This is a genomic window from Nonomuraea sp. NPDC004186, assembly GCF_053603495.1.
In genome coordinates this window covers 34,217-57,815 of the sequence record NZ_JBSGFQ010000078.1, presented here as the reverse complement: position 1 = coordinate 57,815, position 23,599 = coordinate 34,217, and the positions used below count along the sequence as shown (strand labels likewise).

22 protein-coding genes are annotated in these 23,599 nt (G+C 71.9%); 7 read left to right on the top strand and 15 right to left on the bottom strand.

Annotated elements, in window-relative coordinates; all coding sequences use genetic code 11:
* The first annotated feature begins 45 nt into the window (after nucleotides 1–45).
* Together ACWEPL_RS44360 and ACWEPL_RS44355 are read left to right on the top strand one after the other, a co-directional pair.
* Nucleotides 46–411 carry a hypothetical protein gene (locus ACWEPL_RS44360; protein WP_452439750.1) on the top strand — a complete coding sequence of 122 codons (366 nt, stop codon included), beginning with the start codon at nucleotides 46–48 and terminating at the stop codon, nucleotides 409–411.
* A 168-nt stretch (nucleotides 412–579) separates the two neighbouring features.
* Entirely contained in the window at nucleotides 580–1,767 is a 1,188-nt protein-coding gene (locus ACWEPL_RS44355; RefSeq protein ID WP_452439749.1) for an MFS transporter, read from the top strand.
* 22 nt (nucleotides 1,768–1,789) lie between these two features.
* Here the strand turns inward: ACWEPL_RS44355 and ACWEPL_RS44350 are convergent, their stop codons facing one another.
* From ACWEPL_RS44350 to ACWEPL_RS44335, 4 genes are read right to left on the bottom strand one after another with little or no spacing between them, the layout of a single operon-like run.
* A complete protein-coding gene (locus ACWEPL_RS44350) occupies nucleotides 1,790–4,294 on the bottom strand; it encodes an FtsX-like permease family protein (RefSeq protein ID WP_452439748.1) in 2,505 nt (834 codons plus the stop codon).
* Nucleotides 4,291–4,983, bottom strand: a complete 693-nt coding sequence (locus ACWEPL_RS44345) for an ABC transporter ATP-binding protein (RefSeq protein WP_363985268.1) — start codon at nucleotides 4,981–4,983, stop codon at nucleotides 4,291–4,293. Before ACWEPL_RS44345 ends, ACWEPL_RS44350 begins: the two co-directional genes overlap by 4 nt.
* The gene (locus tag ACWEPL_RS44340; RefSeq protein ID WP_452439747.1) at nucleotides 4,980–5,489 is read right to left on the bottom strand and encodes a PadR family transcriptional regulator; all 510 of its coding nucleotides are present in this window, start codon (nucleotides 5,487–5,489) and stop codon (nucleotides 4,980–4,982) included. Before ACWEPL_RS44340 ends, ACWEPL_RS44345 begins: the two co-directional genes overlap by 4 nt.
* Before the next feature lie 57 nt (nucleotides 5,490–5,546).
* Entirely contained in the window at nucleotides 5,547–6,083 is a 537-nt protein-coding gene (locus tag ACWEPL_RS44335; RefSeq protein ID WP_363985271.1) for a nuclear transport factor 2 family protein, read from the bottom strand.
* Nucleotides 6,084–6,204: 121 nt separating this feature from the next.
* On the opposite strand from ACWEPL_RS44335, the gene ACWEPL_RS44330 reads away from it, so the two are divergent.
* From ACWEPL_RS44330 to ACWEPL_RS44320, 3 genes are all read left to right on the top strand, one after another.
* Nucleotides 6,205–7,098, top strand: a complete 894-nt coding sequence (locus ACWEPL_RS44330) for a LysR family transcriptional regulator (RefSeq protein ID WP_452439746.1) — start codon at nucleotides 6,205–6,207, stop codon at nucleotides 7,096–7,098.
* Between the two features lie 85 nt (nucleotides 7,099–7,183).
* Nucleotides 7,184–7,693, top strand: a complete 510-nt coding sequence (locus ACWEPL_RS44325) for a SigE family RNA polymerase sigma factor (protein WP_363985275.1) — start codon at nucleotides 7,184–7,186, stop codon at nucleotides 7,691–7,693.
* Nucleotides 7,690–8,364, top strand: coding sequence for a hypothetical protein (locus ACWEPL_RS44320; protein ID WP_452439745.1), 675 nt, complete (start codon nucleotides 7,690–7,692; stop codon nucleotides 8,362–8,364). Before ACWEPL_RS44325 ends, ACWEPL_RS44320 begins: the two co-directional genes overlap by 4 nt.
* 9 nt (nucleotides 8,365–8,373) lie before the next feature.
* Here the strand turns inward: ACWEPL_RS44320 and ACWEPL_RS44315 are convergent, their stop codons facing one another.
* From ACWEPL_RS44315 to ACWEPL_RS44290, 6 genes are read right to left on the bottom strand one after another with little or no spacing between them, the layout of a single operon-like run.
* Entirely contained in the window at nucleotides 8,374–9,444 is a 1,071-nt protein-coding gene (locus tag ACWEPL_RS44315; RefSeq protein WP_452439744.1) for an NADH:flavin oxidoreductase/NADH oxidase, read from the bottom strand.
* Nucleotides 9,441–10,412 (bottom strand): amidohydrolase family protein, encoded by a 972-nt coding sequence (locus tag ACWEPL_RS44310; RefSeq protein ID WP_452439743.1) that lies wholly within the window; start codon nucleotides 10,410–10,412, stop codon nucleotides 9,441–9,443. The genes ACWEPL_RS44315 and ACWEPL_RS44310 overlap by 4 nt, the downstream gene beginning before the upstream one ends.
* Nucleotides 10,409–10,855, bottom strand: coding sequence for a hypothetical protein (locus ACWEPL_RS44305; protein WP_452439742.1), 447 nt, complete (start codon nucleotides 10,853–10,855; stop codon nucleotides 10,409–10,411). Before ACWEPL_RS44305 ends, ACWEPL_RS44310 begins: the two co-directional genes overlap by 4 nt.
* 24 nt (nucleotides 10,856–10,879) lie before the next feature.
* Entirely contained in the window at nucleotides 10,880–12,073 is a 1,194-nt protein-coding gene (locus ACWEPL_RS44300; protein WP_452439741.1) for an FAD binding domain-containing protein, read from the bottom strand.
* Nucleotides 12,070–13,467 (bottom strand): MFS transporter, encoded by a 1,398-nt coding sequence (locus tag ACWEPL_RS44295; protein ID WP_452439740.1) that lies wholly within the window; start codon nucleotides 13,465–13,467, stop codon nucleotides 12,070–12,072. The genes ACWEPL_RS44300 and ACWEPL_RS44295 overlap by 4 nt, the downstream gene beginning before the upstream one ends.
* A 31-nt stretch (nucleotides 13,468–13,498) precedes the next feature.
* A complete protein-coding gene (locus ACWEPL_RS44290; RefSeq protein ID WP_452439739.1) occupies nucleotides 13,499–14,962 on the bottom strand; it encodes an aldehyde dehydrogenase family protein in 1,464 nt (487 codons plus the stop codon).
* Nucleotides 14,963–15,079: 117 nt separating this feature from the next.
* Here ACWEPL_RS44290 and ACWEPL_RS44285 point away from each other — a divergent pair, with 117 nt between their 5' ends.
* Nucleotides 15,080–16,840 (top strand): helix-turn-helix domain-containing protein, encoded by a 1,761-nt coding sequence (locus ACWEPL_RS44285; RefSeq protein WP_452439738.1) that lies wholly within the window; start codon nucleotides 15,080–15,082, stop codon nucleotides 16,838–16,840.
* Between the two features lie 42 nt (nucleotides 16,841–16,882).
* Here ACWEPL_RS44285 and ACWEPL_RS44280 read toward each other — a convergent pair whose 3' ends face one another.
* Together ACWEPL_RS44280 and ACWEPL_RS44275 are read right to left on the bottom strand one after the other, a co-directional pair.
* Nucleotides 16,883–18,172 (bottom strand): glycoside hydrolase family 30 beta sandwich domain-containing protein, encoded by a 1,290-nt coding sequence (locus ACWEPL_RS44280; protein WP_452439737.1) that lies wholly within the window; start codon nucleotides 18,170–18,172, stop codon nucleotides 16,883–16,885.
* A 318-nt stretch (nucleotides 18,173–18,490) separates the two neighbouring features.
* Nucleotides 18,491–19,111, bottom strand: coding sequence for a TetR family transcriptional regulator (locus ACWEPL_RS44275; protein ID WP_363985295.1), 621 nt, complete (start codon nucleotides 19,109–19,111; stop codon nucleotides 18,491–18,493).
* Between the two features lie 106 nt (nucleotides 19,112–19,217).
* Here ACWEPL_RS44275 and ACWEPL_RS44270 point away from each other — a divergent pair, with 106 nt between their 5' ends.
* Nucleotides 19,218–20,180 (top strand): aldo/keto reductase, encoded by a 963-nt coding sequence (locus ACWEPL_RS44270; RefSeq protein WP_452439736.1) that lies wholly within the window; start codon nucleotides 19,218–19,220, stop codon nucleotides 20,178–20,180.
* 129 nt (nucleotides 20,181–20,309) lie between these two features.
* On the opposite strand, the gene ACWEPL_RS44265 is transcribed toward ACWEPL_RS44270, so the two are convergent.
* Genes ACWEPL_RS44265 through ACWEPL_RS44255 form a run of 3 tightly spaced genes read right to left on the bottom strand, consistent with a single transcriptional unit; the run spans nucleotide 20,310 to nucleotide 23,524 of the window.
* Complete coding sequence (locus ACWEPL_RS44265) at nucleotides 20,310–21,563, bottom strand: alpha/beta fold hydrolase (RefSeq protein WP_452439735.1); 1,254 nt, start codon at nucleotides 21,561–21,563, stop codon at nucleotides 20,310–20,312.
* Between the two features lie 27 nt (nucleotides 21,564–21,590).
* Nucleotides 21,591–22,634 carry an aldo/keto reductase gene (locus ACWEPL_RS44260; protein WP_452439734.1) on the bottom strand — a complete coding sequence of 348 codons (1,044 nt, stop codon included), beginning with the start codon at nucleotides 22,632–22,634 and terminating at the stop codon, nucleotides 21,591–21,593.
* Nucleotides 22,634–23,524 carry an alpha/beta hydrolase gene (locus ACWEPL_RS44255; RefSeq protein ID WP_363985303.1) on the bottom strand — a complete coding sequence of 297 codons (891 nt, stop codon included), beginning with the start codon at nucleotides 23,522–23,524 and terminating at the stop codon, nucleotides 22,634–22,636. The genes ACWEPL_RS44260 and ACWEPL_RS44255 overlap by 1 nt, the downstream gene beginning before the upstream one ends.
* Nucleotides 23,525–23,599: the final 75 nt, after the last annotated feature.

The window sequence follows — 23,599 nt, the reverse complement described above, 5'->3', positions numbered from 1 at the left end:
AGACTGACGGGGTCAGTACGACGTCAATGCATCGGAGATATTTCAATGCGTAAGTCCATGCTCATCCCCGGACTCGCCACCGTGGCCGTCCTCGTCGCGGGCGGCGGAGCCGCCGCGTTCGCCTCCTCCACCGGCCAGAGCCCCGCCCCCGCCTCCACCCACTCCTCCGCCGCCCCCGCCGAGAACGAGGCCGCCACGCCCCAGGAGAGCGCGGAGCCCGACGAGGGCACCAAGGAAGACGAGCAGGGCCAGACGGCCGAAGCCGAGGACGGCAACGACGACCAGGTCGGCGAGCAGTCCGAAGCCGAGGACGGCCAGGACGACAGCGCTCAGGAAGGCAAGCAGGGTCAGGCGGACGACCAGCACGAGCAGGAGGGCAAGGGCGACGCCTCCGAGCCCGAGGACGGCTGAACCAGGCGCCGGGCACCCCCCGCTCGGGTGCCCGGCTCGGTCGTGGGCGCGCGGCGGCCGCAGGAAGATCTTTGCCTGTCTTCGCGCGTTCGCCGTGTGCCCGGGGTATTGCCCGCGCCATCATGCCGCATGCCATATGCGCAGCTCAGGGGCCGATTTCCCGCCGAAGTGGGACGTAACGGCCTGCTGGTCATCGCCGCCCGGGCACTGCGGACCTTCGGGTACGGATGCACCAGCGTGCTCCTGGCCGAGTTGCTCGCCCAGGACGGCGACGCACCCTGGCAGACCGGGCTGCTGCTGGCCGTGGCCGCCGCCGGTTCGGTGTTCGCGAGCCTGATGCTGGGCCTGTTCGCCGACGTGTGGGGACGGCGGCGAACGCTGATCGCGTGCGGCTGCCTGATGGCGGTGACCGGCGTCGTGTTCGCATTCAGCGAGTCCTACCCCGTGCTGGTCGCCGCCGCCTTCATCGGGACGATCTCGCCCTCCACCAACGACAACACCCCGTTCTCCGGGGTGGAGCAGGCGATCCTGGCCCAGAACTGCCCCCCGTCCCGCCATACGGCCATCTTCACCTGCTACAACGTCACCGCCATGGCATCCGGCGCGCTGGGCGGGCTGGCCGCCGCCGCCCTCGGGCTCCAGTCGTGGACATCGGCCCCGGACGCCGCCTTCGCCCTGTACGCGGTCCTGGCGGCCGGCACCGTGACGCTGTTCTGGCACCTGTCGCCGCAGGCCGAGGCCCCCGAGACCGCACGACCTGACCGGAGCGGGCACCGCGTGCGGGTGCCGGGCCAGGTCCGCCTGCTGGCCGGGCTGTCCGCCCTGGACGCCCTGTCCGGCGGGCTGGCCGTCCAGGCCGTGCTGGCCTGGTGGTTCGCCCACCGCTACGGCGCCACCACCACGCAACTGGGCCTGGTGTTCTTCGCCGCCAACCTGCTGCCGGCGCTGGCCCAGCTCACCGCGCCGCTGCTGGCCGCCCGGCGCGGCCTGCTGGCCACCATGCTCCTTCCGCACACGGCGGCCAACCTGCTGCTGGCCTGCATCCCGTTCGCCCAGAACCTCGCCACCGCCGTCACCCTGCTGCTGCTCCGCCAGACGGTCTCCAAGATCGACGTACCGGCGCGGCAGGCCTTCACGGCCGCGGTCGTTCCCACCGCGCACCGCACGGCCGCCGCCAGCATGACCAGCATGGCCCGCAGCATCGCCGTCTCGGCCGCTCCCATCGCCGCCACCACGCTGCTGACCGGCACGCTGGCCGCGCTGGGAGCTCCGCTGCTGCTCGGCGCGGCCCTGGGCCTCGGCTACGACCTCGCCCTCTGGCGCGCCTACCGAGGCGCGCCCCTGGCCGAAGGATGAGCGACCGTCCAGCCGGTCGGTGTCACAGGAGCCGGCGGGCGAGGGGCAGCCTGGTCCGGGTGATCAGCGCCGCCGCGCTCGCCAGAACGGGCAGCCCGACCACCACGGCGACGAGAAACGGCCACGGTATCGCGATCGTGGCGGGATCTCCGGCGCCGTGCGTCGTCATCGGCCGGGTCAGGGCCAGGCCCGTCACCGTTCCCGCGAGCAGCCCCACCAGCGCGCCGAGCCCGGAGATGTAGAGGGCCTGGCCCGCCACGACCGCCCGCGACATCCTGGGCGGGGCGCCGATGGCCACCATCGTCGCCCGCTCGGGCCGCATGTCGGCGGCTGCCAGGCGGGTGGCGGCCAGCGTGCCGCCGACGACGAGGACGAGAGCGCCGCCGAGCCAGCGCCACAGGCCGGGGGCGGGGTCGGGCATGTTGCGGTAGCCCTCCTCGGAGGCGACCGTGACGCGGGGGGTCACCTTGGCCAGATCACGCGCCAGCGTCGAGTTCGCCGACGGCCGGTACATGGCGTAGAGCTGGCGCTCCGCCGTCGCGAAACCGGCCTGCTCCACCAGGGCACGCGGCAGCAGGGCGCCCCCCTGGTGCTCGTCGGCGGGTGTGGCCAGCACCGCGGGCACGTCGAGCTTGCGCGCGGGGCCGGACGTGGAGCTCGCCCGCAGCGCGAGTTTGCCGTCCCGCAGCGCGGCCGGGTCGAACACCACGGCCTTCCCGCTCGCCAGCGCCGCGGCCGCCTGCGGATCATGGCGCCCCTGCAGGAGCCTGAGCAGGGTCTGGTCTCCGACGGCCACCGTGCGACGCGTGCGGGTGCCGTTCCATCGCACCGTGTACCGCAACGCGTAGCGGTGGCCCTTGGTGTCCTTCACCTGGTAACCGGCGGCCAGCGGCACGCCCGGCAGCTGGCGGGCGGCTTCGGCGCGAAGCCTGCTCCAGGCCGGATCTCCGATGTTTCCGGCCCAGATCGCCAGCATGCCGGTCGGGCGCGCCGAGGTGTAGGCGTTGCGCTGGTCCATGTACTCGCTGTACGTGCCGATGCCCACCGCCACGACGGTGGCCGTAACCGCCATGACCGCCGCCACCGCGCTCGCCGTACGGGATCGGTGGCGGACCGCGTCACGTACGGACATCCGCAGCGGGAGCCGCAACCGCCCGGCCAGCCGCCCCGTGCAGCGGACCAGCCACGGCGTCAGCACCACCAGCCCGAGCAGGACCAGCACGGCGGAGGCGAGCACCCACACCGAGCCCGGCTGGCGCCGCGCCACCACGGTCGCCCCCAGTCCGGCCAGCACCAGCGCGGCCCCCGCCAGCGGCCATCCCGGCCGATCGGCCACCGCGGGCGTCCGGCCGGCCAGCACCGCCGCGCTGTTCTGCCGAGCCGCCTGTACGGCGGGCACCAGCGCTGCCACGATCCCGGTGAGCAGGCCCAGAGCGGCGACGGCCAGAACCGGCGGCCACGGCACTTCCGGCGGGCCGACCTGTCCTCCCCATCGCGCCATGATCGGGGCGCCGAGCGTTCCCGCCCCGATGCCCAGCACCGTCGCCACGAAGGTGGCGGCCCCGCCGAGAACCAGTCCGTCGGCCACCACGATCGTCCGCAGTTGCGCGGCCGAGCCGCCCTGGGCCGCGATCTCGGCCAGTTCCCGGCGCCGCCTCCTGAGCCCGACCGCGAAAGCGGGCCCGGCCAGCAGCACGGTCACCAGCACCACCATGATCACCATGGTGCCGATCCCGACCGTGGACTGGACGTCGAAGCCCGAGTCACGAGTCCACGAGCGACGGTCCGTCATCATGGCGCGCGAGGTGACGTACAGACCGGCGCTGTTCAGCGCGCTCACGCGGGTCCAGGACACGGGCTCGGCGGTGTCGGCGAGCCATCCGGTGCCGTTCTCGCGCGGAGACCAGAACTCATTCACCGACGCCAGCGGGAGATCGGGACCGACGACCTGCCGCAGAGAGGGCCGGTTCGGGTGCTCGACCACGCCCACCACCGTCAGCGGCGCCGCGCCGGACGGCCGCAGCAGATCGCCGGGCCGCAGGCCGAACGCGGAGGTCACCGCGACCTCGCGGGCGGCCGCGGGCAACCTGCCCTCGCTCAGTGTCCGCATCCCCTTGGTGAGGGGATCGCGCAGGTCGGTCCGCAGCACCTCGACCCGCTCGGTCCCCAGTTGGAGCACACCGGCATCGAACGGGATCACCCGGGTGCCCGGTCCGAGCAGCGCCCCCACCTCGGCGGCGCTGCGCCGGGGCACGGTCGCTCCGCCGCCGCCCGTGCTCCAGCTCGTCCCGTTCGGCTCCTGGCGAAGCACCGTACCCTCGGGTGCCTGCATGAGGAGGGCATCGGCCGCGCCGAGCTCGGCCACCAGCCCCTCCCGCGGGCTGACGCTCATGGTCGCGGCGAGGGTGAGCATCGCCGTGATCACCAGGACAGGCAGGCCGATCATCACCATGATGAGCGCGCTTCGCCCCCGGGAACGCCACGCGTTGCGGCGGGCGAGGCGCAGCGCGACCAGAACGGCGCTCATCGGGCGCTCTCCAGCGGCACGTCCGTGGAATCCGCGACCATCCCGTCACGCAGGAACACCACCCGGTCGGCCCATGCGGCGTAGCGCGGCTCGTGGGTGACGAGTAGAACCGCCGCGCCCGCGTCGCAGCGGGCGCGTAAGACCTGCAGGATCTCATCGCCGGTGCGGGTGTCGAGCGCGCCGGTCGGCTCGTCGGCCAGCACCAGGCGCCGCTCGCCGACCAGAGCGCGGGCGATCGCGACCCGCTGGCGCTGGCCGCCGGACAGCTCGTCGGGGAAGCGGTCGGCCAGCTCTTCCACGCCGGTCTCCGCCAGCACGACCATGGCCTCCTCGCGGGCGAGGCGTGGGCGCGCGCCGTCGAGCTCGCGCGGCAGCATCACGTTCTCCACCGCCGTCAGCGACGGGATCAGGTTGAGGTCCTGAAAGACGTAGCCGACGCTGCGCCGCCGTAATGCCGCCAGGTCGCGTACGGCGGCCAGGTCCTGATCGTCGACGTGCACCGTGCCCGACGTGGGCTGCTCCAGCCCGCCCACGAGGTTGAGCAGGGTCGACTTGCCCGACCCGGACGGGCCCATGACCGCGACCAGCTCCCCCGCGTCGACCTCCAGGCTCACGCCCTTGAGAGCGTGTACGGCTGTCGCCCCTTCGCCGTGGACTCTGGCCACCTCGGCCAGCCGTACGACCGTCATGTTTCCTCCTTGAGAACGGCCTCGCAGTGGTCCAGCCACCGTTGCTCGGCCTCGGCCCGGAAAATCATGGAATCGAGCACCAGCCGCTGAGCCGCGCCTCCCGTCACAGCTCGCTTGGCCTTGGTCAGCTGCTGGAGGGCGCGCATGGTCGCCGTACGCTGCCGGCGGATGACCTCCGCGACGTCCACCTCCTTGGCCTCGACGGCCATGGCCAGCTTGATGACCAGCTCGTCCCGCGGCCGGTCGGACTGGACGATGGGGGTGCTGAACCATCGCGCCAGCTCCGCCTGGCCGGCCGCGGTGAGCGTGTAGGCGACCCGGCCCTGTTCGTCCGACTCGCCCGGCTCGACGAGGCCGTCGCGCTCCATGCGGGACAGCGTCGCGTAGACCTGGCCGATGTTGAGCGGCCAGGTCGCCCCGGTCGAGGCCTCGAACTCCACCCGCAGCTGATAGCCGTGCCGAGGCCCTCTGCTGAGCAGCGCCAGCAGGCCGTGCCTGATCGACATGGATACTAAGTATGCATATGCAGTATGCATCGCTCAAGCGGATCCGCCGCATTCGGCTCAGCGCGGCCGGGGTGAAGGCGTCGCCGGGGAGCCGAAGATCGCTGTGGGGTCGCCGGTGTACCAGGCGTTGTCGATGCGCACGCGGCGGATGACCCAGCGCTCGCCGTCGCGGACCAGGTCGACGTCATAGGGGTTCTTCAGCAGGGCGAAGACGGCGTGGTCGGCGGTGAGCAGATGCTGGGCCTCCACCAGGGCCGTCAGCCGCGCGGTGTCCCCGTCCACGGCGATGCGGGGATTGGTGACCTGGTGGGTGGTGTCCACCCGGCCGGTGAACATGGTCAGGATGGTGCCGACGATCGTGTCCCGCCCGGACATCACCGGCGGCCGGCCGCCCCACTTGGCGGCGGCGGGGCGGAAGTCGAGTTCCGCCCCGGCGGCGAAGGCGGAGGCGAACAGCGACTTGTCCTTGAGGTCCTGGCCCAGGCCGAACCGGTACAGCGCGTCGAGGATCTCGGCGCGGTCCCGAAGCTCCCGTACCAGTGCGTCCGGGTCGTTCGCCGGGGTGGCGACGGCGTGGTCGGCGGTGACGTACATGGCTTGCTCCCGTGCAGGTCAGAGGGTGTCTGGCGGGTACCACTCTCGTCCCGGGGCGAAGGGCGATCAACGCGGCTCTGTGGAAGGATCGTGAAGCGACAGTTAACGATCTGGAGGTGACATGCTCGAGCGGCATGAGCTGGAGGCGTTCCTGACCCTGGCCGAGGAGCTGCACTTCGGCCGTACCGCCGAGCGGCTGCGCGTGTCCACCGCCCGGATCAGCCAGACGATCGCCAAGCTCGAGCGCCGGACCGGGGTGCCGTTGTTCACCCGTACCAGCCGCCGGGTGGAGCTGACCCCGGTGGGGCGGCGACTGTACGAGGAGGTCCGGCCCGCCTGGGACCAGATCGCCGCCGCGTTCACGCGGGCGATCGACACCGGTCGGGGCCTGACGGGCATCTTGCGGGTGGCCTTCGTCGGCGCGGCGGGCGGGCAGCTGCTCGCGGGGGCCGCCGAGCTGTTCCAGCGGCGGCTGCCGGACTGCGAGGTGCGGCTTCGCGAGGCGCAGATGGTCGATCTCATGCCCTGGCTGCGCGACGGCCAGGTCGATCTCGCGCTGGGCACGTTCCCCATCGACGAGCCGGACATCGCCACCGGCCCGGTGCTGGTGTCCGAGGCGCGCATGCTCGCCGTGCCGTCCGGACACGCGTTCGCCCGCCGTACGTCGGTCTCGCTCGAGGACCTGGCCAGGGTCAAGCTCCTCCAGCTACCGGACACCCTGCCCGTCTCGCTGCGACAGGACCGCACCCCCGGCGTCACTCCCTCCGGACGGCCGATCGAGCCGGGTCCCGCGGCCTCGACGTTCAACGAGATGCTCACCCTCATCGGCGCCGGCCACGGCGCCTTCCCCGTCGGAGCCCAGGCCAGGCGCTACTACGCACGCCCCGACGTCGCCTACGTCCACATCAGCGACGCGCCGCCGCTGCGATGGGGACTGCTGTGGCGGTCCGACGGCGCCACCGCCCGGGTCCGCGCCTTCGCCGAGGCCGCTCACCACCTGGTCACTTCCGCCTGAGCGACCATCCATCGGCCGGCGTGTTGCAACCTGCGCCCGGGCCGGACGCATCTTCTGGGTGTGAAGTCGTCTATCGGGGAGACCAATGAGCCTTGACGAGGAGTACACCGCCTATGTGAGTGTCCGGCTGTCCTGGCTGAGGAAGATCGCATACCCGTTGTGCCAGGACTGGCACCGCACCGACGATCTGGTGCAGGCGGCGATAACGCGGCTCTACGTGAAATGGCGCCAGGCACGGGCCGCGGACGACCTCGACGCCTACGTGCGCACGATGCTGATCCGGGTCTTCCTCGCCGAACAGCGAGGGAGCTGGTTCTCCCGGGTACGGCTGACGCCTACTCCGTCCGACCGGCCGGCCGAGGGCGGCGACCGGGACCTGGTCATGGACGTCAACCGGGCTCTGGCCGCCGTTCCCGCCCGCCAGCGCGCCACCCTCGTGCTGCGCTTCCACTGTGACCTGAGCGTGGAGCAGACCGCCCACGCGCTGGGCTGCTCCACCGGAACCGTCAAAAGCCAGACCGCGCGCGGCCTGGCCACCCTGCGCTCGCTGCTCGACGCGCCGGAGTCCCGTCTCGCACGTACGGAGGAATCGTGATGGATGTCAAAGAGGTGTTCGACTCGCTGGCGCGCCAAGAGGGGCCGCCGAGCACGACGAACGTGAGCCGGGCCATGGCGACGGGACGCGCCCGGCGCAGACGCCGTCATGCTGCCGTCGCCGCGACGTCGGCGGTGGGGGCCGCCGCGGCCGTTCTCGTGGCCTGGCCGGTTCACCCGTGGTCGGAGCGCCAGAACAGCATCGTCGCCGCCCTGCCCACCGCGCCGTCCGCCATGGTCACGATCACGGTCACGCCACGGCCCGGCAGGGGATTCGCGGAACTCAAGAAGAAGCATCCCCCCAAGGGGACGATCGCCTCCGTACCGCCGCTGATGATGTGGGTGAGCGACGCGCCCCGCAAGGGTGAGCTCTTCCTGTGCGAAAGCGGCCCGAACGGTAGCTCCTGCTCCGGTTTTCCGCCGCTCACCAAGGAGTTCGCCCGTATCCAGGGCAAGCTTCGGGGCAAAGCCGTCTGGTTCGGTGTCGCCAAGGACGACGTTCACGGGGTGACGGCCGTCACCAAGGACGGGCGGAGGCTTCAGGCGAACCTCGCCCGGAATGTCAGCCCGGGGCTCGGGCTCTGGGCCGTCGAGTATCCCCCGGGAACGAACGTGCTGAGGCTCGTCATCACCGACGCCAAGGGGAAGACCTTGCAGAAGATCGCCGTGTGACGACCTGCCTCAGACGGCACGCAGGTACTGCCGCGGATAGCGGTCCCGCAGGGTGGCCGGTTCGAGGCGCGCGGCCGCGCGCAGCGGCCACGACGGATCTCGCAGTGCCTCCCGCCCCAGGAGGACGACGTCGGCGGAGCCCTCGCCGAGCACGGTCTCGGCCTGGTCCGGGTCGGTGATCAGGCCGACCGCGCCGACCGGCAGCATCGCCTTGTCCCGCACCTGCCGGGCGAACGGGACCTGGTAGCCGGGGCCGACCGGGATCCGCTGGTCCGGGTCCAGCCCGCCGGTGCTGACGTCGAGCAGGTCCACTCCGCGGTCGTGCAGGAGCCGGGCGAGATCGACCGTCTCCTCCGGCGTCCAGCCGCCGTCCACCCAGTCGGTGGCCGAGACCCGGACGAGCAGGGGGCGCTCGGCCGGCCATGCCCCGCGCACGGCATCGACCACCTCCAGCAGCAGCCGGACCCGGTTGTCGAAGCCGCCGCCGTAGCGGTCCGTCCGCCGGTTGGCGCGCGGCGAGAGGAACTGGTGCAACAGGTATCCATGCCCGGCATGGATCTCGACGACGTCGAAGCCGGCCGCGGCCGCGCGCCGGGTCGCGGCGGCGAAGTCCGCCACGATCCGGTCGAGGTCGGCGGCACTCGCCTGTGCGGGTGTGGCATAGCCGCGGTAGGCGAGCGGCGACGGCCCGAGCGCGGTCCAGCCGCCGTCCGCCGCCGGGATCGAGCCGCTCCCGAGCCCGGGCGGAAACGTCGACGCCTTGCGTCCGGCGTGGCCGAGTTGCACGCCGATCGGTGTGCCGTGCGCATGCGCGAACGTCGTGATCCGCCGCCAGCCCGCGACCTGCTCGTTCGACCACAAGCCGGTGTCCCGCGGGCTGATCCGCCCCTCCGGCGAGACCGCGGTGGACTCGGTGAGCACCAGTCCGAAGCCACCCGTCACCCGGGCGCCGAGATGGACGAGGTGCCAGTCCGCCGGTACGCCGTCCGGGCCGGCGCTGTACTGGCACATCGGCGACAGCCACACCCGGTTCGGCAGGGTGAGCTCGCGCAGCGTCAGCGGGCTCAAGAGCGTGCTCATGCCGGCACCCCCAGGAACGCGCGCGCGTTGACGGCGAGCGTGGCCACGTCGAGGCCGCCCGCCTCGGCGAAACCGACGGGGTCGCGCTGCGCCATGTCGAAGGGATAATCGCTGCCGCACACCACGGCCTGCTTCCCGGCCTTCGCGGTGAGCAGGCCGAGCAGCGCGCGGTCGTGGGTGACGGTGTCGAACCACAACGAGCGCACGCTCTCGCCCGGCGGCCGGGCCGAGTCGCGCCGCACGTCCGCGCGGGTCCGCCACCCGTGGTCCCAGCGGCCGAGCAGTCCGAGCGCGCATCCGCCGCCGTGCACGAAGCAGATCCGCAGGTCCGGCAGTTGCTCGACGACCCCGCCGAGCAACAGCGCCGCGACCGCGGTGGCCGTCTCGACCGGGTTGCCGACCAGGTTCGCGAGGTAGTGGTCGCGCCACTCCGGGCGCGGGAGCTGCATGGGGTGCACCAGCACGGACAGCCCCTCCGCGGCGGCGACGCCGAGGACGTGCCGCAGCACGCCACGGTCGAGCGAAGCGCCGGCGAGCACGGGCGGGACGGCCACCCCGGCGACCCCGGGCAGCGCGGCGAGCCGCTTGAGCTGCGCCGTCGCCGTTTCCGCGTCGTCGAGGGACACCAGGCCCAGCCCGGCCAGGGCCCCGCCCGAGCCGCTCACGACCTGGGCCAGCGCGTCGTTGAAGGCGTCCACGTACGGTGCGGCGGGGCCGGCGACCGGGAAGGCGAACGGAGGAGCCGAGAGCACCCGGACCCCGATCCCGGCGGCGGCCATGTCGTCCAGGATCGCGGGCACGTCGCTCATCGCCCGGGTCGGGATGGACAGCGGGACGTCGCCGAGGTGGAGTTCGCCGTCGCGGTCGTGCAACGGGCCGTACGGCGCCCCCGGCGGGAGGTCGAACAACTCGGGCGGCAGCCAGTGCGCGTGGACGTCGATCGGGCCGTCCGCGAGGGGACCGATCATCGAACGGCCCCGGGCAGCGGGAGCGGCGCGTTCGCGCTGTCGAGGTGCTCCACGGTGGTGAAGACGAGGTCGGTGTCGCCGATGTTCTCGATGTCGTGCAACAGGTACTGCCCCGCCCCGAAGGCGAAGTGCCGTGTCTCACCGGCGGAGTAGGAGACCTCGCGCGTGGTCCCGTCACTGGTGTGCTGGCGACTGCGGCCGGTGTTCACCGCGGTCCAGAAGTAGTCCAGGACGTGCCGATGGGCGTGCCAGCGCTCGCCGGGCGCGAGCCTGATCTCCCAGACCCGGACCCGGTCGTTCGCGCTGAGCAGCCTCGAGCCCACCTCGCCGTCGTGGGCGTGCGCGTCGAACTCGGCACGCAGGTCGTCGGACCAGCCGTCGAAGCCGGTGGCCACCAGGTCGCCGGCCAGCGGCAGGTCGGACAGGAAAGCGGTGTCGGACATCTCATCTCCTCATCTGGTTGTGTGTCAGCGGCCGGGGCCGTAGAGCCCGAAGCGCAGGCTGGGGTCTCCGGGCGTCCAGGTGTTGTGGACCTGCGAGCGTTCCCCCATCGCCACCACGCGCTCCAGCAGCCTGGCGCTGAGTTCGAGCTGCCCGGGCTCCCATTTGCGCAGGGCGGCGGGGATGTCGCCGTCGGCGGCGGCGAGGGCGTCGGCGAGCGCCCAGGCGTCCGCGGCCGCCTTGGCGGTGCCCGCGGCGGCGTGTGGGCGTGCCGCCGCGGCCGCGTCGCCTACCAGGGCCACCCTGCCGTCGGCCATCCGCGTGGAGCGGATGTCGGAGACCACCTGGATGAAGGGGTGTTCGGTGGCCGCGATGACCTCGGCCGCAGCGGGCGCGAGCAACCGGGAGGCCGCCTCTCGCATGTCCTCGACGTAGCGGTCCTGGACCTGGCCCGGGTGCAGGGACACGGTGCCGGTGAAGCCGCGCTTGTCGATGAGCATCTCCGCGAGCTGTCCGCCTGCCGGCACGTTGCGGTACCAGACGTAGTTCATCAGCCGGTCCCGCTGGCCGGTGCCACGCTCGCCGGGGATCGGGTAGAGCGTGATGTGCGAGTGCGGCACCACGCTGTAGGAGATGGCGTCGCCGAGCAGGGCGCGGGTCGTCCCGCTCAGCTCGTGCTCCGGTACGGTGCCCCGCCAGCCGATGTAGCCGGAGTATTCGAGCCGGGCGCCGGGATCGAGCAGGGGACGGCCGGTCGAGGTGATGCCGTCGGCGAAGACGACCAGCTCGGCCTCGGCCCGGCGGCCGCTGACGAACCGGACGGTGGCGTGCTCGGCCTCCTGCGCGACGCCACAGGCGAACTCCCCGAGGTGGTAGTGGTCGGTGCCGAAGTCCGCGAGCAGGCCCCGGTAGAAGGTGCCCCAGGAGGTATGGGTCCAGCGGCGCCGATCGCGGTGCACGATCCCGTTGTCGCGGTCGAGGTACTGGACGTACTCCGTCGCGGTGCTCAGAGCGTCGAGGCTCTGCGTACTGCGCTCGGTGAACCACCGTACGGTGTCGGGCTGCAGGACGATCCCGCCGCCCCGCCCGTCCAGCGGGGTGGGGGTGCGCTCGAACACCTCGACCGAGAACCCGAGGTCGCGCAGCAGCAGGGCGGTGGTCAGCCCGCCGATGGATCCGCCGATGACGGCGGCGCGGGCACCTTCGTAGCGGGACGTCATCGGGTCTCCTCTCCGGCGCTGACCGCGTCGCGGTCGGGATGGCTCGACGGTGCGGCGGGCACGGGATCGTCCGGGAGCGGGGCGCCGCGGGTCTCGGGGGCGGCGAACAGCGCGAGCGAGCCCAGCATCCCGACGGCGACGACGCACGTCGTGGCGAGCCCGAGGTCCCCGCCGAACCAGGAGGCGGCGACGACGCCGGCGACCAGCGGGCCGCTCGCGGTGATGTAGCGTCCGATCCCGTTGTAGAGCGCGATGCCGGTCGCCCGCACGCTCGGCGGGAAGAGCTCGGGTCCGTAGACGAGGATCCCCGACAGGGCTCCGTACAGCCCGAACCCGACGATCGGGATGACCAGCAGGAACGTGGTGTGGGTGTGGGAGAAGGGGAACAGGAACGCCACGCTCGCGCCGGAGATCGCGAAGCTGGTGGCGAAGGCCCTGCGGCGGCCGATCACGTCGGCGAGGAAGCCCCAGCTGGCGTAGCCGAGGATGCCGCCCGCGTTGAACAGCATCGACGCGACCGCGACGCGCTCGTTGGCGACGGCGGCGGGCAGGTCCGCGGCCGCGGCCGCCTGCCGGATCACCTGCGGGTACCAGGTCGAGACGCTCCAGAAGGCGACCAGGGAACCGGTGGCCAGCCCGGTCCCGATCAGCGTGTGCCTCAGCAACGGGCGGGTCAGCAGCCGCCGCAGCACGAACCGGTCCTGCGCGGTGCGGTGCCCGCGGGCCTTCCGCTCCCGGCGCGCGGCGATGCTGCCGCTGATCTCCGGCGGCTCGGGGACGTGCCGGCGGATGAAGTACACCAGCAGCGCGGGGATGACGGCGATGCCCATCATCAGCCGCCAGCCGTGCCCGCCGAGGACGGCGTAGGCCAGCGCGGCGATGAAGAAGCCCATGGCGTAGCCGGACATCATCACGCCGGATGCCCGGGCCCGGTAGCGGTTGCGCCAGGCCTCGGCGACCAGCGCGGTGCCGACCGGAGCTTCCACGCCGGACCCGAGGCCGGCGATGAACCGGAACACGCCGAGCTGCCACCAGGTGTCGGCGAAGGCGGCCAGCGCGGTGAACACGGCGTACGTGATGATGCCGGCCGACAGCACTTTGACGCGTCCGAAGTGGTCCGCCAGCATTCCGAACAGGATGCCGCCCGTGCCCCATCCCAGGAGGAACAGCGCGACGGTGAGGCCGCCGTAGAGGCCGATGCTTCCGGCGTCCGCGGCGATACCGCTGTGCGGCAGCAGCTCGGTCATCGCCGGGCCCAGGACCAGCCCGTACAGGCTGGCCGCGAACCCGTCGAGGGCCCAGCCCATCGTCGTGCCCGCCAGGACCAGCCACTGCGTGCGGGTGATCTCGGCGCGCCAGTGGCCGGGCGGTGATTCGTACGATTCTTTCGGCATGGACCTTCTCCTTGGCCGGGGGGTGCGGAGGTCAGTTGAGGCGGCCGGGCGTGTCCGCGCCGTACCAGTCGACGTCGTCGGGCGCGGTGCGGGCCACGACGGTCTTGATCCAGGTGAAGTCGTCGAAGGACTCGGCGCCCGCGTCGCGGCCGGTGCCGGACTCCTTGATCCCGCCCCAGGGCAGCGAGGGCTCCAGGCGGTGGTGGTCGTTGACCCAGACCATCCCGGCCGCGATCCGGTCCGCGACGCGGTGTCCGCGGGCGAGGTCGCGGGTCCAGACGCCGGCGCCGAGGCCGTACCGGTTGTCGTTGGCCTTCGCGACGGCGTCGGCCTCGTCCTCGAACGGCACGACGACGGCGACCGGGCCGAAGATCTCCTCCTGCGCCACCCGCATGTCGTTCGAGGCGCCGGCCAGGACGGTGGGGCGGACGAAGAAGCCGCCGCTCAGCGGCTCGGGCAGATCGGGGACGCCGCCGCCCGCGACGAGCCGCGCGCCCTCCTCCACACCCACGGCGATCATCCGCAGGACCTTGTCCCGTTGCGCGGCGCTCACCATCGGGCCGAGCTGGGTGCGAGCGTCGGACGGGGCGCCGATCCGGATCGCCTCGGCACGGCGGGCCAGCGCCGAGACGAAGCGGTCGTGGACGCTTCGCTGCACGAGGAACCGGGATCCGGCCACGCAGGACTGGCCTGCCGCGACGAAGGCCGCGAACGCCGCGCCCTCCGCGGCCACCTCGGGATCGACGTCGTCGAAGACCACGATCGGCGTCTTGCCGCCGAGCTCGGCGGTGACGCGCGCGAACCGCGCCGCGGTCGCCACGGCGGCGGCGCGCCCGGCCTCGGTGCCGCCGGTCAACGTGATCTTGGCGATGTCCGGGTGTCCGGTGAGCCGCTTGCCGACCTCGCGACCGCCGGTCACGACGGTGACCACGTCCTCCGGCAGGCCCGCCTTGTGCAGGAGGCCGACCAGTTCGAGCGTGGACAGAGGGGTCAGTTCGGACGGCTTCACCACGACCGTGTTGCCCGTGGCCAGGGCGGCGGAGAGGCTGCGCGCCAGGATGAGCAGCGGGTGGTTGAAGGGCGTGATGATGCCGCAGACGCCCAGCGGCGCCCTGCGCTGGTAGGTGAGGTAGGGGCCGTCGGACGGCAGCACCGCGTCGCGCTGTGCGGCGAGCAGGCCGGCGTTGTAGCGGAACCACTCGGGGACCCGGGAGAGCTGGGCGCGCGTCTCGGTGACCGGCCGGCCGTTGTTGCGGGTCTCCAGCCGGTACAGCGACTCCGCGGCTTCCTCGATCACGTCGGCCGCGCGGAGCAGCAGCCGGCCCCGCCGGCTCCGGGTCAGCGCCGGCCACGGCCCGTCCAGGAACGCCGCCCGCGCCCGGCGGATCGCCGCGTCGACCTCGCCGGGAGTGCTGTCCGGCACGGTACGGATCACGGCGCCGGTGGCCGGATCGATGATCGGCCGGTCCCTGGGTTCCTCGGGGGAGTTCGACATGCCATGACCTCCGGTGGTGCGACTTCGATGAACTCAGTGTTACGGCGAAGTGTCGCCACGACCATGTTCGGAGTGACACTGTTTCCGACATGAAGTGTTGCGCTGTACATTCACGGCATGGACGGCGGAGATGCCATGGAGCTGCGCAGCTGGCTGGCGGCGGTCAGCGCCCTGACGGCGGCGGTCAACGCCGGCAGGGGGCTGCGGGACGTCCTCGACCTCGTCGCCGCGACCGCCCGGGAGCTGCTCGGGCTCGACTTCTGCGGCGTGCTCGTGCCGGACCCCGCGGAGCGGAACCTCGTGATCGCCGGCTGGAGCGGGCTCACCGAGGATTATGTCGCCCGGGTCAACTCCGACCGGCCGGTCCGGCTGGAGGCCGACGCGTCCGGCGGCGCCCCGTCCAGCCGGGCGTACCGGTCGGGCCGGCCGTGCGCGGTCGCCGACATCTCCCTCGAGCCCGACTTCATCTGGGGCGGCGTTGCCCGCGAGCAGGGCTACCGGTCCATGCTGTCGGTCCCCCTGGTCACCGCCTCCGGCGTGATCGGCACGTTGAACAGCTATCGCTCGGCCGTGCACGAGTTCGGCCCCGAGGAGATCGACCGGTTGCAGTTGCTCGCCGAGCACGCGGCCCTCGCCATCACCTCGGCACGGGTGCTGGACGATCTGCGCGACCAGCGCGACCTCGTGATGCGCTCGGAGAAGATCCACGAACGCCTGCTGCGGGTCGCCGTACGCGCGGGCGGGGTCGAGGGCATCGCCGGCGCCCTGCACGATCTTCTCGGCGCTCCCGTGCTGGTCCGGGACGTACGCGGCGAGGTCCTCGCCCAGGCCGGAGGTCCGCCCGATCTCCCTGCTGATGCCGGTTACGGCCGGCGCGCCGAGGGGGACGGGCTCGTCCGCGAGCAGGGCCCGCACGTCGTCGCCGACGTCGTCCTCGAAGGGGAGGTGGCCGCCCGGGTCTGGGTTCCCGGCCGGGCCGGCGAGCTCGCACCTCTGGACCGCCGGGCCCTCGAGCACGCCTCCATCGTGCTGTCCCTCGAACTCCTGCGCCGGCGCACCGCCCTTGAGGTCGAGCAGAACCTGCGCGGCGACCTCCTCGCCGACCTCCTCGCCGGCGCCGACCCCATGTCACCCTCCGTACGCGACCGCGCCGGCCTGCTCGGCCACGATCTCGTCCGAGACCATCTCACCCTGGTCGCCCAGGTGACCACGGGCGGGGGCCCGGCTCCGGCGGGCGCCGTCCAGCGCGCGCTGACCGAGGCCGTCGCGCTCGCGTCCGGTGTGCGTCCCCGACCGCTCGTCGCGGTTCACCGCGACGTCATCGTCGCCCTGTGGCCCGTCGTCGCAACCGGCCCCGCAGCGGGCAGACCCGCCGCCGACGCGCTCCGGCGGAGCGTGCGTTCTGCCCGCGGGGTCGACGACGCCACCGTCGCCGTGTCCGACCCGGCCCAGCGCGACCTCCTGAACGCTTACCGCACGGCACGCGGCGCGCTCACCGTCGCCGGCCATGCCGGGCGGAGCGGCAGCACGATCACCCTCGACGATCTCGGCGTCGCGGGGCTTCTCCTGCAACTCGGCGATCCCGTGCGGCTGCGGGCATACGCCGACCGTACGCTCGGCGCCCTGCTCAGGTACGACCACGACCACGGAGCCGCGCTGCTGCGGACCCTCCGCACCTACCTCGACTCGGGCATGGACCGCCACCTGACGGCCCGCGCCCTCACCCTGCACCCGAACACCGTGAGCCAGCGCCTTCGCCGCATCGAAGCCCTCACCGGCCTCGACCTCCGCTCGTCCCAGGCAGTGGTCGACGCCCGTGCCGCCCTCATCGTGTTCGACGTGGCAGAAGGAACCGACGCCGCGCACGACCGGGTGTGAGCCTGTCTCCCGGCTTGGCGTCGGTCCCGCCGATCGTCCGGGTCACGCGGTCACGAAGGTCATCACGCTTCGAGCGGGAAGCGTGACGGTGAAGGAACCGTTCGACACGCTGGTCGTGCCCTGGGGTGCGACGTTCCTGCCCGCGTCGGTCAGCCAGGAGGAGACCCTGGACGCGGTGCTGTTCCTCAGGGTGAACTGCTGGCTCACCGCGGAGGTCCCCTTGTTGACGGCGACCACGACGATCGTGGAGCTGCCACCCCGGTACGCCGACACGTAGAGGTTCGACGCCGGGCTCGCCGTCGCCTCGATCCGCACATACCCGGGCCGGACGAACCTGGCGAAGTGCGCCATGTTGGCGCCGCGCTTGCTGATCTGGCCGTCCTCACGCATGGGGCCGTAGCCGCGCCGGATGTACCACCAGATGTACGCCTGGAACTCCGCCTCCACCATGGCGCGGTGGAGGTGCTCCCCCACGTCGAGCGCCTGAGGCCACAGGTCCGCCGAATCGGAGCTGTTGGGGTAGTAGACCTCGGTCATCCAGAGTTCTTTGCCCGCGCCCTTCTGCTTGAAGAGGGGATAGGGGAAGTTCGCGAACGATGTGCCGTAGAGGTGCGCCCCGATGATGTCCACGTTGGCGAGCGCCGTGGAGTCGTTGAGGATCGGGTCCGACATGTTCTTCAGGTACTGGAAGGATTCGGGCGCGATGACCCTGGTGCCGATCGAACCGGCGTTCTCCCGAAGGAACCGCACCATTTCGGTGGGAGTCCACCACGTCCAGTCATGCGCGTAATCGGGCTCGTTCTGCACCGATATGCCGTACAGATTCACCCCGTTGTTCCGCAGGTAGGTGGTGAAGTCGTTCAGGTGCTGGGCGTAGGCGCCGTACATGTCGTATCTGAGTCGTCTGGCGTTGGTCTGGCTGCCGCGGACGAAGGTCTCGACCATGCGGGCGGGCGGATTCCACGGCGACGCGATGACGGCCGCCCCGAGCTCGCTCGCGCGCCTGGCCGTCGCCAGGTCACGACCCCAGTCCGCCTGGTTCTCGGGGACGGGGATCCTCAGCACCGAGAACCCCAGCCGTCCCTCGCCGGTGCCGAACGCCGTGTCCCGCTGGGCAGCCGTCAGGTCGCCGATCCAGGCTGTGTGGGTCATGCCGCCGAAGCCCCGTATCGTCTGCCGCTGCACCGACGCATCGATGACCGCGGCGGCGGCAGCCATCGCGGCCGGTGTCGCGGCCGTGAGGACCGGCAGGGCCCCCATCGTCGCCAGGACGGCTCTCCGGCTCAGCGATCGCCGCTCGCCGCCGACGGGCTCGTTCCGACCTTGCGTCATGTCTCCTCCTCGTGGCTGTTGGCGCCGAATTCTTTGGGAGCGCTCCCACTTTCGGAATGCGCCTCGGCCTGGCATCGGCAGCAAGAGTGTCCAGAGTCGCTGATTTCCCGCGTACGGCCTGCGCTGATTGTTCGCGCTAACATCTCTGCAGGAACGTAAAGCCCTTACTGCGACCCGTCAACCGGCGCGGCGGCACGGCCCTTCCTGTGGGCGGCAAATTAACTCCTTATCCGCCGCAAATTACGCAGTTTCCGACGGGTGACTTCTGTGAAACTTTCACTTGCGCGGGCAATGCGGCGCGGGCCGCCGGCAGGCACGTCAGCCGGCCGTCGGGGCCTCTGTCCGTTCGCGGGAGGTGGCGGGCGGGAAGAGCGTGGCGACGGCGCGGATGACGGCGGCGCGGCGGGCGGCCGGGCTGGGGTCGGCGGCGGTACGGGGCGCGACGGCGCCGAGTTCGGTCTGGTCGATCCAGGTCATGGCGATCTGGACGACCAGCGCCAGGATGTCGATGGGATCCCAGGCGGGATCGAGATCACCGTCGGCCTGGGCGGCCCGGATTTTTTCGATCTTGGCGGGGAGCGTGCGCAGGACGGCACCGGTGTAGGCGGTCTCACTGGGTGCGGCGGCCCGTTCCAGGCGGCCCCAGAGGATGAACCGGTGCCGGTCTGGGTTGGCGGTGAAGTAGTCGAACAGCTGGCCGGCGTAGGAGGGCAGGTCGGCGGGGTCCAGGTGGGCGGCGTCGGCGGCGGCGACGAGTTCGGCGGAGGCGACGTGCTCGTACAGCCCTTCCTTGCTGCGGAAGTAGGCGTAGACGCGTTCCTTGCTGGTGCTGGCGGCCTTGGCGATCCGGTCGACGCGGGCGCCGGCGATCCCGTGCTGGGCGAACTCTGCGCGGGCGGCGGCGATGATCCGGTCGTGGGTGGAATCGGTGCTGGCCATGCCCCAACTGTAGTCAACCGAACCGTTCGGTTTGACCTCGCCGATCCGGCGAGTAGTGTGAGAAGCGTTCATACCAAACGGTTTGGTTTGATTTGGAGGGATCGCTGTGCAGGAGCGCACTCTTGGCCGTCAGGGTCTGGCCGCCTCAGCCATCGGCTTCGGGTCGATGGGCATCTCCTTCGCCTACGGGCCCGCCGACGAGACCGGTGGGGCGGCCTCGATCCAGCGGGCCCACGAGCTGGGCGTCACCCACTTCGACACCGCGGAGCTGTACGGGTGGGGCGAGAACGAGAAGCTGGTCGGCAAGACCGTCGCGGCGTTCCGGGACGAGATCACCATCGCCACCAAGTTCGGGTTCACCCGCGACTACGGCACCGACTCGCGTCCCGAGCACATCCGCGAGGTGCTCGACAACAGCCTGCGCCACCTCGGCGTGGACCACGTGGACGTGCTCTACCAGCACCGGGTCGACCCGAAGGTGCCGATCGAGGACGTCGCCGGGGCCGTCGGGGAGCTGATCGAGGCCGGGAAGGTGAAGTACCTCGGCCTGTCCGAGGCGGGGCCGGAGACGATCCGCAAGGCCCACGCCGTGCAGCCGGTGTCGGTCCTGCAGACCGAGTACTCGCTGTTCGAGCGGGACGTGGAGCAGCTGTTCCCGACGCTGCGGGAGCTGGGGATCGGGTTCGTCGCCTACTCCCCTCTGGGCCGCGGCTTCCTGACCGGCACCGCCCGGCCCGCCGGATCCTACGACCAGGGCGACATGCGCAACCGCGACCTGCGCTGGCAGCCGGGCAACTTCGAGAAGAACGTCGAGGCCGTACGGCAGCTGTCGGAGCTCGCCGCCGGCAAGGGCGCCACCGTCGCCCAGCTCGCTCTGGCGTGGATCCTCGCCCAGGGCGAGGACATCGTGCCGATCCCGGGCACCCGCACCCCCGAGCGAGTGGAGGAGAACACCGCCGCCGCCGACCTCGTCCTCACCCCCGCCGACCTGGACGCCATCGCGGCGATCCTGCCCACCGGCGGCTTCGGCGGCCGCTACGCCGAGGCCTCCCTCCCCACCTGGGTCTGAACCCCTGCCTCCGCAGCCACCCGGGGCCCGCACGGCGTGCGGCACCCCGAGGTGGGCAGCGGCTGCGGGTCCTCGGGTTCTCGCCGCGACGGTGAGCGGCCGGGCAGGCCCGCGGGCACTCGCGGGGCTTCAGCGGGCGGCGAGGCGGGCCCCGACCCAGGCGAGGATGTCGGCCATCGCGCCGTCGTCGATCCCGGTCGCGGCACCGTAGGTGTCGTGCTCCAGGCCGTCGTAGACGCGGTAGGTGACCTGGGTGCCGGTGCCGCGGAGTTCGGCGGCGACCTTGGCGTTGACCGATTCGGGGGTGACGGTGTCCGCGCCGCCCTGCAGGAACAGCACCGGTCCTGCGACGCGCTTCCGGCCGACGCTGTTGTCGCGCAGGTATCCGGTGAAGCGGGGGTCGCCCGAGTAGCCCGGCTGGATCAGCGCCGGCCCGGTCAGGTCCGCGTACACCGCGGTGGCCACGCCCAGGCAGCCGTTCCTGGCGCCGTCCATGCGGGCCACGGCGACCGGGGTCAGCAGGCGTCCGACGTCGATCGCCGGGTCGCTGTACGCGGCGCCCTGGGCCAGCAGCGGGGCGAATCCGCCGTACGGGACGGTCGTGGCGACGTGGGCGGCCAGGGTGGGCAGGTCAGCGGCGGGCGAGGTGACGACCACGCCCCGGTAGCCCGGCACCGGGCGGGTCAGCTGGCGTTCGGCGAAGGCGAGTGCGGCGCCGCCGCCCTGCGAGTGGCCCCACAGCACCCACTCGCCCGACAGGCCTGGCACCGCCTGGCGCGCGGACCGTACCGCACCGGCGATGTCCTCCGCCGCGGCGGCCTTGTTCAGCAGTTCCGGACGGCCGGTCGTGCCCAGGCCCGCGTAGTCCGGGGCGACCACCGCGTAGCCCTGCTCCAGGAACCGGACCATCTGGTTGCCGTGGTAGAGGTCGCGCATCAACGACGGCGCGCAGCCCGCCGCGATGCCGCTGGCACCGTGCGCGTCCACGACCACCTTCCAGCCACCGGCCGGACGCGGGCGGTCCTGCGGCACCAGGACGACGCCGGAGGCCGCCACGTCCCGGCCCCGGGAGGTACGGGAGTGGTACAGCACGCGGACGGCTTTGACCGGCTTGTCCTCCACCACGTAGTCGGAGGTGGTCTCCGCGCGGATCAGGGTCCCGCCCGGTGCCCACGGCAGCGGGTCGGGCGCATCGTAGAAGGCGGTGCGAGGCAGGGCGTTCTGCCGCTGGGCGGCCCAGGCCCAGTCGATCTGGCAGGCCTGGTCGCAGTCGTCGGCGTTCGCGCCGGTGACAGGCGCGGTGGCAGCCAGGACGGCACCGACCGCGGCGGCCAGGGAGAGCCGGCGGACGCCGGTCAGCAGGGCATGACGAACAGACCTCATGGGAGGCTCCTCTTCATTGGGGATCGGTCAGCGGGAACGAACGGGACCTGCCGCGTGGCGGCCGTCGACCTGCTTCCCGCTGGGTCCGTAGACGAAGTCGGCCGTGGTGTCCAGGATGAACTCCATCGGGAAGCCCAGCTCGATCGCGGCGGCCTCCTCCAGCCGCGTCACCGCCTCTCCGGGCAGGTCCAGGTCGATCGCGGCGAGGTTGTCGGTCAGCTGGTCCAGGGTGCGGGCGCCGAGGATCGGGTGGATCCAGGGCCGGTGCGCTCGCGTCCAGGCGATGGCGACCTGCGACGAGGACACGCCGAGTTCGTCGGCCACGGCGTCCACCGTACGGGCGACGGCCAGGTCGCGCTCGGAGACGGTGGCCCGCTCGACCCGGGAGGGACCCTCGGCGCCGCTCCTGGTGAACTTGCCCGACAGGACGCCTCCGGCCAGCGGCGACCACGCGGCCACCGACAGTTCCAGGGCGGCGGCCATGGGCAGCAGTTCCCGCTCGATGTCGCGTTTGACGAGGCTGTAGGGCAATTGGAGGCCGGCGAACGGGGTCCACCCGCGGAACTCGGCGATGGTGTTCGCCTGGGCGATCAGCCAGGCGGGCGCGTCGGAGATCCCGACGTACAGCACCTTGCCCGCCCGTACGAGGTCGTCGAGGGCCCTCATGGTCTCCTCGACGGGCGTGTTGGGATCCCAGATGTGCACCCACAGGAGGTCGAGGTAGCCGGTGCCCAGCCGCTGCAGGCTGGCCTCGACCGAACGGACCAGGTTCTTGCGGTGGTTGCCGCTGGCGTTGGGGTCGGTGCCGTCCATGGTCAGGGTGTACTTCGTGGCCAGCACGAAGCGGTCGCGGTCGGAGCCGAGCAGCTCTCCGACGATCCGCTCGCTGCTGCCCTCGGTGTACCGGTTGGCGGTGTCGATCACGTTCCCGCCCGCTTCGGCGTAGGCGGTGAACATCTTGCGGCACTCCTCGACGGAGGCGCCCCATCCCCACTCTTGTCCGAAGGTCATCGTTCCCAGGAACAGGTCCGACACCCGCAGACCGGTGCGGCCAAGCAGCCGGTAACGCATCACATGCTCCTGTCGAAGAACGAAACGGTCCAATCAATGGCAGGGATTACGTAACGGTCGTCGTCGTACAACTCGATGTGGTTGCCGGTGTCGAGCAGGAAGAGTTCCTTGGGCTCGGGCGCCGCCGCGAAGGCGGCCTGCGCGTCGGCCACGGGAATGGCCTGGTCGCCGGTGCCGTGCACGATCAGCAGAGGAGCGGAGACCAGCGGCAGGTAGGAGTCGACGTCCAGCGCCAGCTCCTGCAGCACCGACAGCGCGGTGCAGCGGTTCTCCCAGCCGGGCCGGGCCCCTCGCTCCGTCCCGTAGTACTCGAACGGTTCCGGGCCGGGGTTCCCCGCGGGCATGCCTTCGGGGTTGACGGCGGGCCAGTACTCGATCTCGCCGGTGTCGGACTGCCGCTGCGCTATCTGCGCGAACTGGGCCATCAGCGCCGCGAAGTTCTCCGCGCCGAACCGATCACGGATCAGCTCGGGGTTGTTGTAGGCGGCCGCGATCAACGCGACGGCCTTGACCCGGGGGTCGAACGCGGCGAGCTGCACCGAGTAGATCCCGCCCAGGCACACCCCGCACAGCGCGATCTTGTCGGGGTCGACCTCCGGCCGGGAGGCCAGGAAGCCGACCGCGTTGCGCAGGTCCGAGACCTTCGCTGAGGCGTCCTCGTGCTGACGCGGTTCGCCCTCGCTGTCACCCCAGTTGCGGTGGTCGAAGGCCAGGGCCACATATCCACGCTGCGCGAACCGCTCCGCGTAGTAACCGGTGACCTGGTCCCTCACCCCGGAGAACGGGCCGGTCAGCACCACCGCGCCGCGGCCGGTCCCCGGCTCGGGCAGGTGAAGGTCGCCGGTCAGCCGGTACCCGTCGCTGCCGAACTCGACCTTTTCCATCGACATCAGGAATCTCCTTCGCTCTCACGCAGGCGTCACCTGCGGAGTACGGCGCTTGCCGGAGAGGAGATTTTCAAATCT

Coding starts and splice junctions, on each gene's coding strand:
- ACWEPL_RS44330 (WP_452439746.1), top strand. CDS start 6,205: ATGCTCGAGCGGCATGAGCTGGAGGCGTTCCTGACCCTGGCCGAGGAG.
- ACWEPL_RS44265 (WP_452439735.1), bottom strand. CDS start 21,563: ATGAGGTCTGTTCGTCATGCCCTGCTGACCGGCGTCCGCCGGCTCTCC.
- ACWEPL_RS44360 (WP_452439750.1), top strand. CDS start 46: ATGCGTAAGTCCATGCTCATCCCCGGACTCGCCACCGTGGCCGTCCTC.
- ACWEPL_RS44340 (WP_452439747.1), bottom strand. CDS start 5,489: ATGTCGATCAGGCACGGCCTGCTGGCGCTGCTCAGCAGAGGGCCTCGG.
- ACWEPL_RS44280 (WP_452439737.1), bottom strand. CDS start 18,172: ATGACGCAAGGTCGGAACGAGCCCGTCGGCGGCGAGCGGCGATCGCTG.
- ACWEPL_RS44295 (WP_452439740.1), bottom strand. CDS start 13,467: ATGCCGAAAGAATCGTACGAATCACCGCCCGGCCACTGGCGCGCCGAG.
- ACWEPL_RS44300 (WP_452439741.1), bottom strand. CDS start 12,073: ATGACGTCCCGCTACGAAGGTGCCCGCGCCGCCGTCATCGGCGGATCC.
- ACWEPL_RS44315 (WP_452439744.1), bottom strand. CDS start 9,444: ATGAGCACGCTCTTGAGCCCGCTGACGCTGCGCGAGCTCACCCTGCCG.
- ACWEPL_RS44345 (WP_363985268.1), bottom strand. CDS start 4,983: ATGACGGTCGTACGGCTGGCCGAGGTGGCCAGAGTCCACGGCGAAGGG.
- ACWEPL_RS44255 (WP_363985303.1), bottom strand. CDS start 23,524: ATGTCGATGGAAAAGGTCGAGTTCGGCAGCGACGGGTACCGGCTGACC.
- ACWEPL_RS44305 (WP_452439742.1), bottom strand. CDS start 10,855: ATGTCCGACACCGCTTTCCTGTCCGACCTGCCGCTGGCCGGCGACCTG.
- ACWEPL_RS44350 (WP_452439748.1), bottom strand. CDS start 4,294: ATGAGCGCCGTTCTGGTCGCGCTGCGCCTCGCCCGCCGCAACGCGTGG.
- ACWEPL_RS44310 (WP_452439743.1), bottom strand. CDS start 10,412: ATGATCGGTCCCCTCGCGGACGGCCCGATCGACGTCCACGCGCACTGG.
- ACWEPL_RS44275 (WP_363985295.1), bottom strand. CDS start 19,111: ATGGCCAGCACCGATTCCACCCACGACCGGATCATCGCCGCCGCCCGC.
- ACWEPL_RS44335 (WP_363985271.1), bottom strand. CDS start 6,083: ATGTACGTCACCGCCGACCACGCCGTCGCCACCCCGGCGAACGACCCG.
- ACWEPL_RS44285 (WP_452439738.1), top strand. CDS start 15,080: ATGGACGGCGGAGATGCCATGGAGCTGCGCAGCTGGCTGGCGGCGGTC.
- ACWEPL_RS44290 (WP_452439739.1), bottom strand. CDS start 14,962: ATGTCGAACTCCCCCGAGGAACCCAGGGACCGGCCGATCATCGATCCG.
- ACWEPL_RS44325 (WP_363985275.1), top strand. CDS start 7,184: ATGAGCCTTGACGAGGAGTACACCGCCTATGTGAGTGTCCGGCTGTCC.
- ACWEPL_RS44260 (WP_452439734.1), bottom strand. CDS start 22,634: ATGCGTTACCGGCTGCTTGGCCGCACCGGTCTGCGGGTGTCGGACCTG.